Below are 2,602 nucleotides of genomic sequence, written 5' to 3' on the forward strand. Positions count from 1 at the left end.
CCCTCCGCCATCGTCGTGCACCCCCCCTTTCCGGTGATGCTCTTCGAGAGGAGGACCGTCTCGCCATACCGGTCGGCTTCGATCGCCGCCCTCACTCCGGCGCCGCCACTCCCGATGACAAGGGTATGGCAGTCGATACTATCCAGCGCGCGCATCCTATTATACCGTGGGAAGTGTCAGTACATAAATACCATTGTGTGGGACCAGTGAGAGTGAGCCATAAATGAGGCTTGTAATGAAATTTGGCGGCACCTCGGTCGGCGATGCCGGGGCGATCGGGCGGACTGTCGACATCCTCGCCCGCTACCATGCCGAAGGGCATGAGGTGGCGGTCGTCGTATCGGCGATGTCGGGCGTCACCGATCAGCTCCATGCGATCGCTGCCGAGGCCGAATCATCTGTAGAAGAGCCCCCGATTGCCGCATTTATCCAGGCTCTCCGGGCGAAACATCTCAAGACGCTCGAAGCCGCCGCTCCCGGCCAGGCCGAAGAGGTGGGGGCTGTCATCAACGAGCGCCTTGTCAACCTCGAACACATCCTTACGGCGGTTCACGCCCTCCATGAACTCACCCAGCGCTCGAAGGACTATATCGTCAGTTATGGCGAGCGTCTTTCGGCGCTCATCCTCTCGGCCGCGATCAGGGAGCGGGGCATCCCCTCCACCGCCCTTGATGGCTGCGAGGCCGGGATCCTGACAACGAGCAAGCACGGCGACGCCCTTGTCCTGCCGCAGAGCGATCCCCGTATCCACAGCCGGGTCGTCCCCCTGCTCATGGACGGTGTGCCGGTGATCACCGGCTACATGGGCTGCACTCCCGAGGGCATCGTCACCACTCTCGGCCGCAGCGGTTCCGACTACTCGGCCGCGATCGTCGGCCGCGCCATCGACGCCGACGAGATCTGGATCTGGACCGACGTCGACGGCGTGATGACCTCAGACCCGAAGATCATCGCAGATGTCCGCGTCCTGCCCTATGTCAGCTACCGCGAGGCAATGGAACTCTCGTACTTCGGGGCGAAGGTCCTCCACCCGAAGACGATCGAACCCGCGATGGAGAAGGACACCATCGTCCGGGTCAAGAACACCTTCAACCCCGACTCTCCCGGAACGGTCGTCCGCCGGCAGGAGCAGAAGGAGAAGCGTGTCGTCAAGGCGATCACCCACATCGCCCGCGTCGCCCTCGTCAACATCAATGGCGTCCAGATGATTGGCAGGCCGGGCGTGGCCAGGGAGATCTTCACCGCCCTCGGCGACGTCGGGATCAATGTGATGATGATCTCGCAGGCCTCGTCGCAGGCGAACATCTCCCTGATCATCGAGGAGAACGACCTGCCGCTTGCCCTTGAGGTGCTTGCAGCCCCGGTGAAGAGCGGCCTTGTCCGCGAGGTCACCTCTGACCGGAATGTCGTGGCGATTGCGGTCATCGGCGCCGGCATGGCCGGGACGCCCGGGATATCGGGCCGGATCTTCACCGCCCTTGGCAAGGCCGGGGTCAATGTGATGATGATCTCGCAGGGATCGTCAGAGGTGAACGTCTCGTTCGTGGTGCGGCAGGACGAGAGCAGAAAGGCCCTGCAGGTGCTCCACGACGAATTCAGGCTTTCGGAGGAATGCAAAGATGAGTAAAGGTACAGGGTACGCCGAAGCCGGCGTGGACATCGATCTCGAAGCGCGGGGTGTGCGCACGCTTATTGACCAGCTTTCCTACCGGCGTCAGGGCTCCTTCCCGATGCTCGGGAGCGTCGGCCACTTCGCCGGGCTCATCGACTTCGGCGACATGGCGCTTGCCCTTGCCGTCGACGGCGTCGGCACGAAGATGCTCGTCGCCGACGGCCTGCAGGACTGGTCGACGGTCGGCATCGACTGCGTGGCGATGAATGTCAACGACCTCTTCGTGATGAACCTGGAGCCGGTGGCATTCGTCGACTATATCGCCACCGAGGGCATTTCCGTGGATAAGATGCGCCAGATCGGGATCGGCCTCAATGAAGGGGCGCGCCAGGCGAACATGAACATTGTCGGCGGGGAGACCGCGACCCTGAAGGGCCTTGTCACCGGCCTTGACCTTGCAGGCACCTGCCTTGGCGCACAGAAGAAAGATAAGGTCGTCACCGGTGAGACGATCGCCCCCGGCGACCTTATCGTCGGCGTGCCCTCGACCGGCGTCCACTCGAACGGTTACACCCTCGCCAGGAAGGTCGCCCTGGAGAACGGCGGCTATGACGTCGTTCTCCCATCGGGACGGACGGTCGGCGAGGCCCTCCTCACGCCGACGCGGATCTACCGCGAGGCCCTGGACGCCGCCGCGGTCTGCGACGTCCACGGCATGTGCCACATCACCGGCGGCGGCCTCCTGAACTTCACCCGCCTCTCGACGTACGGTTTCGACATCACCGACCCCCTGCCCGTCCCCGAGATCCTTGCCTGGATCCAGGAGTTGGGCGGTCTTGACGAGAACGAGATGTACCGCACCTTCAATATGGGCATGGGCTATGCCTTTGTCATCCCCGAATCGAGCCTCCCTGCCCTCAGGGCGGTCATCCCCGACGTGCAGGTGGCGGGCACCGTCGTCCCGGAGAGCGGCGCGTACCTCCGCGGCGT

Annotated in this window: 3 protein-coding genes; 2 read left to right on the forward strand and 1 reads right to left on the reverse strand. The window is 63.6% G+C overall.

Annotated features, from left to right (window positions below):
* On the reverse strand, positions 1-155 hold a 155-nt coding region (locus PHP59_RS12535), incomplete at its 3' end, for an FAD-binding protein (RefSeq protein WP_300167486.1).
* A gap of 80 nt (positions 156-235) precedes the next feature.
* On the opposite strand from PHP59_RS12535, the gene PHP59_RS12540 reads away from it, so the two are divergent.
* Both PHP59_RS12540 and purM read left to right on the forward strand, forming a co-directional pair.
* Entirely contained in the window at positions 236-1,627 is a 1,392-nt protein-coding gene (locus PHP59_RS12540; RefSeq protein ID WP_300167482.1) for an aspartate kinase, read from the forward strand.
* On the forward strand, positions 1,620-2,602 hold a 983-nt coding region (gene purM / locus PHP59_RS12545; protein ID WP_300167484.1), incomplete at its 3' end, for a phosphoribosylformylglycinamidine cyclo-ligase. The genes PHP59_RS12540 and purM, both read left to right, overlap by 8 nt.

Origin of the sequence: Methanofollis sp. (genome assembly GCF_028702905.1) — an archaeon.
GTDB lineage: Archaea > Halobacteriota > Methanomicrobia > Methanomicrobiales > Methanofollaceae > Methanofollis.